Annotated in this window: 17 protein-coding genes; 3 read left to right on the forward strand and 14 right to left on the reverse strand. The window is 64.7% G+C overall.

Annotated features, from left to right (window positions below):
- The 13 genes from AC1D0P_RS14345 to AC1D0P_RS14405 form a co-directional block, all read right to left on the reverse strand.
- The coding region (locus tag AC1D0P_RS14345) for an inorganic phosphate transporter (RefSeq protein ID WP_477677352.1) at nucleotides 1–666 on the reverse strand (666 nt) is incomplete at its 3' end.
- Nucleotides 667–683: 17 nt separating this feature from the next.
- Nucleotides 684–1,331 carry a DUF47 domain-containing protein gene (locus AC1D0P_RS14350; RefSeq protein WP_413327724.1) on the reverse strand — a complete coding sequence of 216 codons (648 nt, stop codon included), beginning with the start codon at nucleotides 1,329–1,331 and terminating at the stop codon, nucleotides 684–686.
- A 177-nt stretch (nucleotides 1,332–1,508) separates the two neighbouring features.
- Nucleotides 1,509–1,871, reverse strand: a complete 363-nt coding sequence (locus AC1D0P_RS14355; RefSeq protein WP_436157857.1) for a DMT family protein — start codon at nucleotides 1,869–1,871, stop codon at nucleotides 1,509–1,511.
- A gap of 22 nt (nucleotides 1,872–1,893) precedes the next feature.
- Entirely contained in the window at nucleotides 1,894–2,856 is a 963-nt protein-coding gene (locus tag AC1D0P_RS14360) for an AEC family transporter (protein ID WP_477677353.1), read from the reverse strand.
- 60 nt (nucleotides 2,857–2,916) lie between these two features.
- The gene (locus tag AC1D0P_RS14365) at nucleotides 2,917–5,007 is read right to left on the reverse strand and encodes a TonB-dependent receptor (RefSeq protein WP_477677354.1); all 2,091 of its coding nucleotides are present in this window, start codon (nucleotides 5,005–5,007) and stop codon (nucleotides 2,917–2,919) included.
- Nucleotides 5,008–5,088: 81 nt separating this feature from the next.
- Nucleotides 5,089–5,505 carry a hypothetical protein gene (locus AC1D0P_RS14370; RefSeq protein ID WP_477677355.1) on the reverse strand — a complete coding sequence of 139 codons (417 nt, stop codon included), beginning with the start codon at nucleotides 5,503–5,505 and terminating at the stop codon, nucleotides 5,089–5,091.
- 132 nt (nucleotides 5,506–5,637) lie between these two features.
- Nucleotides 5,638–6,210, reverse strand: coding sequence for a DUF3299 domain-containing protein (locus AC1D0P_RS14375; RefSeq protein ID WP_477677356.1), 573 nt, complete (start codon nucleotides 6,208–6,210; stop codon nucleotides 5,638–5,640).
- Between the two features lie 51 nt (nucleotides 6,211–6,261).
- Entirely contained in the window at nucleotides 6,262–6,546 is a 285-nt protein-coding gene (locus AC1D0P_RS14380; protein ID WP_477653482.1) for a hypothetical protein, read from the reverse strand.
- 5 nt (nucleotides 6,547–6,551) lie between these two features.
- Nucleotides 6,552–7,754 carry an ABC transporter permease gene (locus AC1D0P_RS14385; protein ID WP_477677357.1) on the reverse strand — a complete coding sequence of 401 codons (1,203 nt, stop codon included), beginning with the start codon at nucleotides 7,752–7,754 and terminating at the stop codon, nucleotides 6,552–6,554.
- The gene (locus tag AC1D0P_RS14390; protein ID WP_477677358.1) at nucleotides 7,751–8,410 is read right to left on the reverse strand and encodes an ABC transporter ATP-binding protein; all 660 of its coding nucleotides are present in this window, start codon (nucleotides 8,408–8,410) and stop codon (nucleotides 7,751–7,753) included. The genes AC1D0P_RS14385 and AC1D0P_RS14390 overlap by 4 nt, the downstream gene beginning before the upstream one ends.
- On the reverse strand, nucleotides 8,407–8,910 hold the full coding sequence (locus tag AC1D0P_RS14395; RefSeq protein ID WP_477677359.1) for a Fur family transcriptional regulator: 504 nt from the start codon (nucleotides 8,908–8,910) through the stop codon (nucleotides 8,407–8,409). Before AC1D0P_RS14395 ends, AC1D0P_RS14390 begins: the two co-directional genes overlap by 4 nt.
- Before the next feature lie 106 nt (nucleotides 8,911–9,016).
- Complete coding sequence (locus AC1D0P_RS14400) at nucleotides 9,017–9,286, reverse strand: hypothetical protein (protein ID WP_477677360.1); 270 nt, start codon at nucleotides 9,284–9,286, stop codon at nucleotides 9,017–9,019.
- Between the two features lie 59 nt (nucleotides 9,287–9,345).
- Nucleotides 9,346–9,726: a hypothetical protein gene (locus AC1D0P_RS14405; protein WP_477677361.1), complete on the reverse strand. Its 381-nt coding sequence runs from the start codon at nucleotides 9,724–9,726 to the stop codon at nucleotides 9,346–9,348.
- Between the two features lie 143 nt (nucleotides 9,727–9,869).
- Between AC1D0P_RS14405 and AC1D0P_RS14410 the strand changes: the two genes are divergently transcribed.
- The 3 genes from AC1D0P_RS14410 (at nucleotide 9,870) to AC1D0P_RS14420 (ending at nucleotide 11,679) form a co-directional block, all read left to right on the forward strand.
- A complete protein-coding gene (locus AC1D0P_RS14410; protein ID WP_477677362.1) occupies nucleotides 9,870–10,715 on the forward strand; it encodes a M14 family metallopeptidase in 846 nt (281 codons plus the stop codon).
- Nucleotides 10,716–10,802: 87 nt separating this feature from the next.
- Entirely contained in the window at nucleotides 10,803–11,174 is a 372-nt protein-coding gene (locus tag AC1D0P_RS14415; protein ID WP_477677363.1) for an ArsR/SmtB family transcription factor, read from the forward strand.
- Nucleotides 11,161–11,679: an SRPBCC family protein gene (locus AC1D0P_RS14420; RefSeq protein WP_477677364.1), complete on the forward strand. Its 519-nt coding sequence runs from the start codon at nucleotides 11,161–11,163 to the stop codon at nucleotides 11,677–11,679. Before AC1D0P_RS14415 ends, AC1D0P_RS14420 begins: the two co-directional genes overlap by 14 nt.
- Nucleotides 11,680–11,688: 9 nt before the next feature.
- On the opposite strand, the gene msrA is transcribed toward AC1D0P_RS14420, so the two are convergent.
- The gene (msrA, locus tag AC1D0P_RS14425; protein WP_477677365.1) at nucleotides 11,689–12,231 is read right to left on the reverse strand and encodes a peptide-methionine (S)-S-oxide reductase MsrA; all 543 of its coding nucleotides are present in this window, start codon (nucleotides 12,229–12,231) and stop codon (nucleotides 11,689–11,691) included.
- Nucleotides 12,232–12,308 lie beyond the last annotated feature (77 nt).

Below are 12,308 nucleotides of genomic sequence, written 5' to 3' on the forward strand. Positions count from 1 at the left end.
CATCCAGACCGGCAGGCCCTGCACGTTGCTGGTGGTCGCGGCGATCAGCAGCAGCCAGATGATGCCGGCGGTTTTCTGCGCGTCGTTGCCGCCATGGCCCAGGCTGTAGGCGCCCGCGGACACCAGCTGCAGCCGGCGAAACCATCGGTCGGCCTTCGACGGGGTCGTCCTGCGACACACCCAGGCCACCGCCACCATCATCAGCGAACCCAGCAAGAACCCCAGCAGGGGCGACACGAAAATAAAGGCCACCACCTTGAAGACGCCTGAAGCGATCAGCGCACTGGCGCCGGCCTTGGCGATCACGGCCCCCACGATGYCGCCTATCAGCGCATGCGAGGAACTGCTGGGAATGCCGTAGTACCAGGTGACGATGTTCCAGGTGATCGCCCCCGCCAGCGCGCCGAACACCACATGGGTGTCGACCACCCCGGGCATCACGATGCCCTTGCCTATGGTCGCCGCCACGCTCAGGTGGAAGATGAAATACGCGAGGAAGTTGAAGAAGGCGGCGAACAACACCGCCTGCCCCGGCTTGAGCACGCCCGTCGAGACCACCGTGGCGATGGAATTGGCCGCGTCATGAAAGCCGTTCATGAAGTCGAAGGCGATGGCCAGGAAGACCAGCAGGAACACCACCCACAGGGCGGCCTGTACGGTTTGCATGATTCAGGCGCCCGGGTTCAGGAGTTCTCGAGGACGATGCCCTCGATCAGGTTGGCCACGTCCTCGCACTTGTCGGTGATGGTTTCGAGCAATTCGTACACAGCCTTGAGCTTGATGACTTCGCGCACGTCGGGCTCTTCGCGGAACAGCCGGCTCATGGCCGAGCGCATCACGCGGTCGGCGTCGGATTCAAGCTTGTCGATTTCCTCGCAGGTCTTGAGCGCGGCTTCGGCCGTCGCGGCGTCGCTGACTTTTTCGATCAGCGCCACGGCGTCCTGCAGGCGCTCGCAGCATTTGACGCTGAGGTCGGTCAGCCGGACGATGTCCTCCGTCATGTGGCGTACGTCATACAGCGCCATGGTTTCGGCCGAATCCTGGATCAGGTCTGCCACGTCGTCCATGGTGTTGATGAGCTTGTGGATCTGCTCGCGGTCGATGGGCGTGATGAAGGTCTTGTGCAACGCGCGGTTGACTTCATGCGTGATGCGGTCGGCGGCGCGTTCGGCATGGTCGACTTCGCGGTTGAAGGCTTCGCGCTTTTCCACGTCGCTGTAGTTGGCGACCAGCTTGGAAAAGGCGTGGGCCGCCTCCACGATGCGTTCTGCATGCTGGTTGAACATCTCGAAAAAATTGCCTTCGCGCGGCAGCAATTTGCCAAACAGCATGTTGTTTCCTCAGGAATTAAGTCAAAAATATGACGTTTTTGTAACTGCCGGAAGTTTAACCCGCCCCCACGGTCGCTCACTTCGTGTAGCTCCCTGCCCCCCGAGGGGGCCGCTGCGCCTGCGGCCCGGCGAAGCCGGTTCCGCGGCCCCTGCTTGGCTAAACAGCCATTGCGCGGATCAGGCGGAGCGGAAGATAAAGTAAACGGCGCCGACCATGCACAGCGCCGCCCACAGGTAATCGAGCTTGAGCGGCTCGTTCAGGTAGAACACCGCGAAGGGCACGAACACGCTGAGGGTGATGACCTCCTGCATGATCTTGAGCTGGCCGACGCTGAACTGGGTGAAGCCTATGCGGTTGCCGGGTACCTGCAGCAGGTATTCAAACAGGGCGATGCCCCAGCTGATCAGCGCGGCGACGTACCAGGGCGAGGTCGCCAGGTTCTTCAGGTGGCCGTACCAGGCGAAGGTCATGAACACGTTGGACAGCAGCAGCAGGCCTATGGTCTGCGCCGACACCGGCAATGACTGGAGGAATTGCATCAGAAAGACTCCGGATTAGGCGTCAGCCGAAATGGCCGACCAGGATCAGCACCACGGTCAGCGTCACCAGGGCCAGCGCGGTGGAGACCACCACGCTGGCGGTGATCAGCTCTTCGGCGACCTTGTAGCGCTGGGAAAACAAGAACACGTTGGCGCCGATCGGCAGGGCCGAAGCCACCACCATCACCGCCATGGGCACGCCGCTCACGCCCAGCAGCCGGCACAGGCCGAACACCAGCAGCGGGTGCAGCAAATTCTTCACCCCGGCCAGGGCCAGCGCCTGGCGCCAGTGCTCGCCCACACGCGTGTTGGCCAGCGTCACACCGACCAGCACCAGCGCGAGCGGGCCGAAGGCGGTGGCCAGCAGTTCCAGGGGTTTGTCGACGACCGCGGGAATCGTGAAACCGGTCTGCGCGAACAGCAGCCCGGCGATGATGGGGAGCGGCACCGGGTGCAGCAGCGCGTTTTTCACGGCCATCATCACGGTAGCCACCGGGTGCCGCGGCGCGCTCGTCACTTCGTCGCTGGTGCCGAGTTTTTGTTCATGGGCCACCGCAAGCTCCAGCACCACGGTGGCGCTGGTCAGCAGCACCAGCGAATGCACCGAGACCAGCGTGAACAGCGTCACCAGGCCCTGGGGCCCGTACATCAAGCCTATCAGCGCGATGCCGATCATGACGGTGTTGGAAAAGGTGTTGGCCAGCGCCAGCACGGCGGCGCGGCGGTTGAAGCCCTGCACCAGCAGGGTGCCGCCAAAAAGCACGATGACCGCCAGGAAGTAGGCCAGCACCGGCTTGAAATCGAGCTGCTCGATGCGCACCCGGCTCATGGTGCGAAACAGCAGGGCCGGCGTGAGCAGCAGGAAGATCAGGTTTGAAAGGTCCTTGATGGCATTCGCCCCGATCCACTGCGCCCGGCCGGCGAAAAACCCCGCGGCGATCAACAGCACAACCGGGAACAGGGACTCAAAGACAAGCGTGTTCATTGGCGTAATCTTAGCTTGCGAACCACCGCGACATGCCCGGCCCATGCTCCCGGTGGCTGCCTAGAATGCCAGCTGCATTCCCACTTTCAGGCTGCGCCCCGGCAGCGGCGCCTTGAGGAAAGCCGTGGTCGTCAGCACCGAGGCCGCGCTGTAGGCCAGCTGGTTGGTCAGGTTATCCACCTTTGCGTACCAGAGGACGTTGCTGGCGCCGGCCTTCATGCGGTAGGTGGCCGCCAGGTTCCACAGCGTGTAAGCCGAAGTGGCGCGCTGGCCGGCGGCCACGCGGTTCTGCGCCATCGAGTGGTCAAAACCTATGCTGCTGCCCCAAGGCCCGCTGGCCCAGATCAGGCTGGCGCCCAGGCGTGCCGGCGCGATGCGCGGCAGCGGCTGGCCGTTGCTGAGGTTGGTGGCGCGCACGACGTCCCCGCGCAGCGCCAGGTCCAGGCTGGACGCGCCTTCCAACAGGCGTATGTTGCCGCTGGCTTCCAGGCCCACGAAGCGCGCGCGCACGCCGGTGTAGGCAAACTCCGGCAGCAGGCTGTTGTCCGGGTTGCTGTCGTCCACACCGTCGCCATCCAGGTCGGCGGGGTTCAGTGCACCGTCTTCCTGCCCGTATTGGTTGCCCGTGGCCAGCAGCCCGACGTAGTTCTTGAAGCGGTGCACATAGGCGTTGGCGCTAAAACTGTTGGCGCCCGACTTCCAGTTGGCGCCCAGGTCCAGGCTGGTCGACTTTTCCTTGCCCAGGGTGGGGTCGCCGGTTTCCCAGGCCTTGGTCGCCACATGGGGGCCCTGGGCGAAGAGTTCATAGTCCTTGGGCGCGCGTTCGGTGTAAGCCAGGTTGCTGGTGAGTTGCCAGCCCGGCGCCGCGTTCCACAAAGCACCCAGCGCATAGCTGTGCGGCGTGAAGTCGCGCGTCAGCGGTGCGAAGCGCGCCACCAGCGGGTTGCCCAGCGACTCCACCTTGACCGACTCCAGCCGCCCTCCAAAACTGAGTTTGCCCCAGCCCGTGGCGTACTCTTCATAAGCGAACATGGCGTTCTGCGAAGTCTTGCTGTAGGGTGCGAAAGCCTCCGCGCCGTCGGCCGAGAAGCGGTTGTTCTCGGCCTGGAAGCCGACCAGGCCCTCCAGGTTTCCGATGCGCGCATGCCGCGCTTCCAGCCGCAGATCGCTGCCCTTGTTCTTGAACACGGTGCCGGGATTCGGGCCTTCAAACTCGGTGTGCTGGTAGTCGGTGTGGCTCAACTGGCCCTTCACGCTGCGGATGAAGCCGCCCAGGTCGCGCACCTCGCCTTCCAGCGCCACGCGATTCGACTTCATGTCGATCGTCACGTCGTCTTCGGCCACCGTGCCGTAGTTGCTGCGGTAAGTGCTGACCGACGCGCCCAGGTAGCCGTGGTCAAAAAACACCGAACCGCCGGCCGCGCCGCCGCGGACTTTGCTGTCGGAATTGCAGATGCGGTTGGTAATGGTGTTCACGCCGCCCTTGCCGCAGGCCAGGTCCGTGGGCACCTTCACGTCACCGGTTTCGCGGTTGAACACATCCACATGCAGGGCGTAACGGTTGTTGCCGCCTTCGAGCAGCACGCCGCTGCGTTTCTCGCGGTTGCCGCTGGCAAGGCCCAGGTCGACCTTGCCGCCCACGCCGCCCTTTTCATCGAACAGCGCCTCGCGCGGGATGCGGTTGTCGATGACGTTGACCACACCGCCCACGGCGCTGCCGCCATAAAGCAAGGCGCCGGGGCCGCGCAGCACCTCGACGCGTTCGATGCTGATGGGATCGGCCGTCACCGCGTGGTCATAGCTCAGGCTGGAAGCATCCAGCGTCGCGCCGCCATTGCCCAGGATGCGGATGCGGTCGCCGTCCAGGCCGCGGATGATGGGGCGGCTCGCGTTGGGGCCGAAGTAGGTGCTGCTCACACCGGGCACGCCGTCCAGGGTTTCGCCCAGCGTGGTTTTGGCGCGCAACAGCAGCCCGGCACCCGAGTACTGCGCCGCGGGCGCGATCAGATCGGTGGAACCGAGCGGGTTGCCGGTGACGGTGATTTCTTTCAGGCTGGGCGCGGGCGCCGGCGAGGCGGTCTGGGCATTCGCCAGGCCGCAAGAGAGCGTTGCCGCGACGCAAAGCGCGTGGCTGATAAAAGGTGGTTTCATGATGACTCGCTGAATCGGAAAAGAAGAAGAGCAAAGCTGCGCCTGGCCTGGCGGCCGGCGCTAAACAAGCAGAGGGGAAATTCAGCGAGTGGAAGGCGGGCCGCGCGCGTCGAACAGCGCCGCCCAGCGGGCGAGTGCTTCGCCGCGGGAGATGTCAAAAGCCACGCTGGACAGCACCAGCGGCAAACTCAGCAGGGGAAACGCAGGCGCCGCCTGGCCATGGCTGGCCTGGTCGAACAGGCGGCAGTCCGAATCGCCGTCATGCGAGGAAAACAACGAGGCCAGCCAGCCGTCGTCGCCCTCTTCTTCGGCATGCGCAAGCGCAGAGTGTTCCTGCTGATGCTGATGGCCGTCGTGRTGCACATGTGATTGCGCATGGACATGCGCCTGCGGGCCATGCACCACGCCGTGCATCAGCCCCAGCAGTTGCGCAAGCAGCAGCGCGGCGGCCAACAGCCAGGGCAAGGTCCGCGCTGGAACGCGCGACAAGGCATTCATGGACGAAGGAGTCCTGACTTGAAGCCGTTCACAAAACCCAGCGAAGCGGTCCTGGCTAGGCGCGTCGCCGCAGACAGTACACCAGTACGGCAAGGCGGCGCAACAACGCCAGGAGGGTTTTGTGAGCGGCGCTTATTTGACGCTGGTGGCATCCGTGATCCGGTAATAGAGGCCGTAGGAATCGTCATTGAGGACCAGGAAGCGCCCCTCCACCACCACCGGCTCCATGCTGTACTTCACCGGCGTCTTGGTCTTGACCTCGACCATGCTCTCCGGCCCGCCGGGCAGGCAGAAGGCGCAGGTCAGCGGCACCGACGACAGCAGGAAATGCTTTTGTTTTTCGCCCGGGTCCAGCGGCATCATGAAACCCTGGATGCGCTGCGTCTTCTGGTTCAGCGCCATCTGGTCCAGGGTAAAGACCGGCAGGATGCGGTTCTTCTCGCTTTTGGTTTTCACCGCCGTCAGCACCGACCAGGGCACCACGTCAGTGCGGGCCGCCAGCGGCGGGAACGGGCTGTTGGCGCCATGCACGCCCGCACCCTGGCCCACCGGCAGGTCAAAACCCGGCGCCGCAGCAGCAGCCGGCTTGGCGCCGCCCGCCACCGGCGAAGACAGGGTCTGCGCCTGCAGGCCCGCGGCCGTAATGGACAGGCCGCAGGCCAGCGCGCCGGCGTGGCTCAGGCAATGGCGAAGGATGGGGTGCATGCGGGACTCCTGGGGGTGTGGCGACGGTTCAGGCCTGATGATGCCCCAGGCTCAGTGAACGTGCTTCATGCCGCAGTATTTGCCGACGGCCAGCCCTTTGCAAGCGGCCTGCAGTTCTTTTTCGCAGACCTCGTCTTTTTTACCCGACTCCAGGCATTTGGCCGCGTTTTCATGGGCGGCGGCCATGGCGCGGTGGCGCTGGATGTCTTCCTTGGTTTCCTTGTCGCTGTGCTGCGCATGGGCCAGCGAAAAAGTGGCGCTCAGGGCCAGCGCGGCCACGCCGCCCAGGACGGGCGAGAACTTGAGGAATTGCTGGGCGAAACGAAGGCTTGGCATAAAAGTTACCTTGATTGGAGAAGTTCAAACACACTGACCCGGTAGGCCTCCCAGGCGGGCAGCAGCGCGGACGCCAGCGCCACCCCCAGGGCCAATACCGGCACACTTACCAGTTCGACCGGCCACGACATCGCGCCGATCAACACAGATTTTTCGAGCTGCAGCGCCCAGCCCAGCAGCGCCGTCAGGCCCTGCCCCGCCATCACGCCCAGCACAGTGGCCAGCAAGGCCAGCCACAGTGCCTCGCACAGCAGCAGGCCGGCCACCTTGCGCGGCGGCGCGCCCAGCATGCGCAGCAGCGCCAGGTCGGCCCGGCGCTCGCGCACCGCGCCCCACAGCGCGATGAACACGCTCAGGCCGGCCGTGAGCAGCAGCACGCCGGCCAGTGCGCGCAGCACGTCGGTGCCCACGCCCACCATGCTGAGCAAGCGCGTGATCTCCAGCGCCGGCGCCGCGGCCTGCATCTCGGTGCTGCTGTTGATGTAGCGCGGGAAGGTCACCGCCGCCAGCGGCGTTTTGTACTGGATCAGCGCCAGCGTGATTTCGCGGTCTTCTTCCAGCACCTTGCGGTCGTCGTCGTCCAGCGCGGTATCGGTCTCGTGCACCTGCCAGACCGATTCGGTGGCCGTCAGCACCAGGCGGTCCAGCACCGTGCGGCTGGGCGACAGTACACCGGACACCACATAGGGGCTCAGTTTGTGCTCTTCACCGCCGCCGCCCAGGCCGTGCGTGCCGGTGAAGCTGTCGCCCACTTTGAGGCCGGTCTGCCGCGCGACCTGCGCACCTATCACCGCCTGCATGGGCTTGGCCCACAGCGTGCCCTGCGCCAGTTGCGCCTCGTAGTGGCTGATGTAGTCGGGCGTGGTGCCCACGATGCGAAAGCCGCGAAAGCTGTCGCCCAGGCTGATCGGAATGATCTTGGCGACCTGCGGGTGTTTTTCGAGTTCCTTCACCGCTGCCAGCGGCACATTGCCGGTCGGCACGTCGAGGTGGAACACGCCCGAGAGGATAAGCTGCATGGGGCTGCCCTTGGCGCCCACCACCACGTCGATGCCCGCCAGGTCGCGGTCGAAGGCCTGGTTGATCTGGTGGCCCACCAGCAGCAAAAATGTGATGGACGCCAGGCCCAGTGTCAGCAGCAGCAGGTTGAGCGCCGCGGCCAGCGGACGCGACCACAGGTAGCGCCAGGCGAAAGCAATCGTCTTCATGTTGGCCGGCGCCCCAGTTGCAGGGCCTTGAGGCTTTTTTCGTCCCTGAAAAACTCCGCCACGCGCGCATCGTGCGTGGCGATCACCAGCGTCGCGCCCTGCTGCCGCGCCGTGGCCCGCAGCAAGTCCAGCGAAGCCGACGCGGCCTCGTCGTCCAGGCTGGCCGTAGGCTCGTCCGCCAGGATCACCCGCGGCTTGAGCAGCACCGCGCGCGCCAGCGCCACGCGCTGCGCCTGGCCGCCCGAGAGCTGCGCCGGCTTGCGCTGCGCCAGCGCCTGCACGTCGAGCGCGGCCAGCGCCTCGCCGATGCGGCTTTCGTCGGCCGGCCGGCCCGCGGCCCACTGCGCCATGGCCAGGTTGCCATGCACCGTGAGCGCCGCGCTCAAATGCAATTTCTGCGGCAGAAAGCCGACAGTGGCAGCACGCCAGGCATCACTCGCAAGCTTGCCCAATGTCTTCAATGATTGCCCCGCCACCGTGATCTCGCCTTCGGCCGGCGCCAGCAAACCGGCGGCCAGCGCCAGCCAGGTCGACTTGCCCGAGCCCGAAGCGCCGCGCAGCAGCAGCACGCCGCCCTGGGCCACGTCCACGTCCTCGAAGCGCAGTTCGGGGCCACCGCCCGCGTAGCGGTAAACCAGCTGGCGCGTGCTGATCATGAAAAAGCCGTCGCCGGCGCCGCCGTTGCGCAGTCGGCACAGACGCCGCGCACCGCGAAGTCCATGCTGGTGCCCTGGTAACCCAGGGCCTTGAGCGCTTCCAGCGCGGTCTGCGCGGCACGCTCCAGGTCATTGGCATTGGCTTTCAGGGCCCCTGAGAACGCGCCGTCCAGCGAGCTGTCGCGGTGGCAGCTCTGGCATTCAAAGTGCGGGATCGCGTGCACGCTGCTGGGCATGGCCTGGTAGCGCCGCACGCGTTTGGCATCGACGCGGCACAGCAAGAGCCCCACCTGCGTGAGCCGATCTATCAAGCGGTACAGGGTGACGCGGTCCAGCGCCAGCTCGGCATCGTCCGCCAGCGCCGCCTGCAGCTGCGCATGGGTGTAGCTGATGTCGGGGTGCGCCAGCAGCCAGCCCAGCACCAGCCGCGCCGCCGCCGTGCGGCGCAGTCCGTGGGCGGAAAGCAGGGTGTCTATCGGGTCGGCCGGGCGGTCAGTCATGGAAGGAAAGTTGGGCGCAGCGATGAAGGGCTACTGATTTTCAATTAACGCAATCTAGTTGCATTATTACCGTAATTGCACCTGTTTCCAGCCCAGCTTTGTAAAGTCAGTCCCGGTAGGGCTTGTCGCTCCGGGGGGCCTGCGGCAATTGTTCGTCGAGCGACTGGCGGTAGCGCAGGCAGCCCTGCAAAAATTGCGGCCAGTCGGGCACCACCGGAAGCGGATCTGTCTTTTCCGGCAGCAGCGACCACAGCGCGGGATGGTGCCAGCACAGCTCGTGCCCGGTGCTGTCGCGGTGTTCGCGAATGCCCTGCCGCAATCTCTTCACTTCAGCGATGAGCTGTTCACGCGACAAGCTTTCAAGGTCAGCGTCCATGATGCCTCCGTCTTTGCAAGCGACGCATCCATCATAGGCAAAAAGGCCAAAATATGCGCTCAGGTTTCAGGGCGCGTGTCCGGCCATGCAGGCCGTTTCGGCGCAGGCTTGCTGTTGCCGCAGACGGTAGCCAGCCCGCCAAACAGCAGGATCAGCGCCAGCCAGGCCAGCATCACATCCCAGAAGTGCTTGACCAGGAAATAAGGCGCCAGCAAGGTGGTGAACCAGTAGCTCAGCGGACCAAAGCGCTCGCTGACCGCGCCGCCACCGCCGTAGCCGCAGCGTATGGCCGGTGTGTCAAAACCGGCCGATGCACAGCCCACCCATTCCAGGACCTTGGCCGAAGTGAACATGCTCAGCACAGGCGTGCCGAAGGCAATCGCAAAAAGCACCAGGCTGATGAGCAGCGCCAGGAAAAGGGTTTTGCAGGCAGCGTGCATACGGGATTTTTGTTGGCCGCGGGCTTGACCACGATTGGGGCTAATGTATACCGTGAATTTACGGCACCCACCCGGCCCTGCGCTATAACGTCACATGAACGCGGCATGGCCGGCATCGGGCCGGCCCCCCCCCCCCCCCCCAGTTGCTCGAAGAAGTCGACAGCGGCGCGCTGGCCATCGAACGCGGTACCGTGACCTTTGTGCCGGTGACCAATCCGCTGGCTTACAGCCTCAAGCAGCGCATGGGCGAACGCAACCTGAACCGCAATATGGCGCCCAGCGCGATCCCGCAGGATTTTGAAGACCGCATCGCCAACGTGCTGTGCCCGCTGCTGGATGCGCACGATGTGCTGCTGGATCTGCATTCCTTCCACACCGGCGGCGCGCCCTTCGTGATGATCGGCCCGCAGAACAACCAGGGCGCGCTGGAACCCTTCACCCATGCGCCCGAGGAAATGCAGCTGGCGCTGCACACCGGGCCGCACCGCATCGTCGAAGGCTGGCTGGAGACTTATGCGCGCGGCGTGAAGCGGCGCACGGCGGTGGCCGAAGCCAGCGGCGGCACGCGCGCGCAAAGCCTGGTGACGGACCCGAACTACGGTGTGGGCACGACGGAATACATGCGTTCGCGCGGCGGCTACGGCGTGACACTCGAATGCGGGCAGCATGAAGACCCGCAGGCGGTGCAGGTGGCGCGTTATGCGATTTTGCAGACGCTGGGTTTGCTGGGCCTGGTGGMGCAGCCTGCCGCGCCGGTCCCCATGGAGCGCAAAATCCTGCGCCTGGTCGACGTGATAGACCGCGAACATGTGGGCGACAGCTTCACCCGCGAATGGCGCAGCTTTGACGCGGTCAAGGCCGGCGAGGCCATAGGCACGCGGCACGGCGGCGAGGCCATCACCGCGCCGGCCGACGGCTTTGTGGTGTTTCCCAACCCGCGCGGCGAAGTCGGTCAGGAATGGTTTTACTTCGCGCAGCGGCGCGTGTAAACGCCGGACCGGCGCCCTGAGCGCCGGGTTGACAGCGCCACGCCACCGCCTTAATATATCCAAATAGCTATATAACCAAGCAGGAACATGACACCCTCCGCCGACACCCTGAACAAGGCCTTCGCCGCCCTCGCCGACCCGACCCGCCGCGCCATCGTCGCGCGGCTTGCCGCGGGCGAGGCCACGGTCAATGAGTTGGCCGCCCCCTTTGACATGAGCCAGCCTTCCATCTCCAAGCACCTGAAAGTGCTGGAACGCGCGGGCCTGATCTCACGCGGACGGGCGGCCCAGACCCGGCCCTGCCGCCTGGAAGCCGCGCCGCTGCAGGAAGTCGCGAGCTGGATGGCGCTGTACCGCCATGTCTGGGAAGACAGCTTCGAACGGCTGGACGCTTTTTTGCAATCGACAGCCCCCACACCATCCAATCCATCGAAAGGAAAGAAAAATGCCTCCAAATGACGACGCCAAGGCCGGCAGCCCGGCCTTCCTCTTCCTGATAGACCGTGTGTTCAAGGCGCCGCGCGAGCGCGTCTGGCAAGCCTGGAGCGAAGCCGCCCAACTCGGCCACTGGTGGGGCCCCAAGGGCTGCGCCATCGAGGTTTTTCGTTTTGAGTTCAGGCCGGGCGGCTTTTTCCACTACGCCATGAAGTTCCCGAATGCGCCYACGATGTGGGGGCGCTTCAACTACCGCGAGATCGTCCCGCAGGAACGCCTGGTCTGGCTCAACTCGTTCTCGAATGAAAACTGCGGCATGGCACGCGCGCCCTTCAGCGAGGACTGCCCGCTTGAAATCAAAAACTCGGTGAGCTTCACGGAGCGCGATGGAAACACCATCGTGTCATTGCGCGCCCGGCCTTTCGGCGAGAGCGCGGCCGAACGCCGGTATTTCGAGGACCTGCAGCCGTCCATGGCCCAGGGTTATGGCGGCACCTTTGACCAGCTGGCTACACACCTGGGCGCCTGAGGGCCAGGCTCAGTCCTTCACGCGCGAGGCAAAAGTCTTTCGGAATTTCTCGACCTTGGGGCCGACCACAAAGGCGCAATAACCCTGGTTGGGGTTGTTCTCGAAGTAGTCCTGGTGATAAGCCTCGGCCGGCCAGTAATTTTCAAGCGGCAGCACTTCGGTGACGATGGGCTTGCCGAAGGTTTTGTCCTGGCTGACTTCGCGGATGAAATCATCAATCACCGCTTTTTGCTCAGGCGTCGAGTAATAGATTCCGCTGCGGTACTGCGTGCCGGCGTCATTGCCCTGGCGGTTCAGGCTGGTCGGGTCGTGGATCACGAAAAAGATCTCGAGGATTTCCTTGAGTGAGATTTCTGCCGGGTCGTAAGTCAGCTTGACCACTTCGTTGCTGCCGGTGCGGCCGGTACAGACTTCTTCATAGCTGGGCCGCGCGGCCTGGCCGTTGCTGTAGCCGGACTCAACGTCGGTCACGCCGCGCACCTTGACGTACACCGCCTCGGTGCACCAGAAGCAGCCGCCGCCCAGGGTGATGGTTTGAAGGGATGAGGACATGGCAATCTCCGCTGAAAACCGTTGGTCGTGAAATGAGCGGAAATCTTACGCCGGGGGCCACGCATCTGCCCTGGCCG

Source organism: Polaromonas sp. P1_G2 (assembly GCF_056405515.1).